At 65.1% G+C, this 269-nt stretch carries 1 protein-coding gene; it reads left to right on the forward strand.

All coding sequences use genetic code 11. From position 1 onward, the window contains the following. Positions 1-269: hypothetical protein (locus SCA31_RS23620; RefSeq protein WP_410699446.1), on the forward strand; the 269-nt coding region annotated here is incomplete at both ends.

The raw sequence follows: 269 nt of genomic DNA on the forward strand, positions 1-269 counted from the left end.
GTCAATCGAAGGAGTTCTACACCAAGGCCGCGAGCCTTCCGAGCACCTTCTACGGGCAGCTCGCCAGCGAACGGCTGGGCCGCAAGACGCTGAATGTTTCCTATCCGTCGCCGACCAATGAGGACCGGCAGAACCTGCAATCGCGCGAGGCGGTGCAGGCCATTGCGCGCCTAGAAGCGGCAGGTCACGGCTGGCGGGCCGCAGCACTCTATCTGGCGCTTGCCGACCAGATCCAGAGCCCCGGCGAACTGGCGATTCTCACCGCGCAG

This window comes from Chryseobacterium sp. SIMBA_028 (assembly GCF_046535285.1).
Taxonomy (GTDB): domain Bacteria; phylum Bacteroidota; class Bacteroidia; order Flavobacteriales; family Weeksellaceae; genus Chryseobacterium.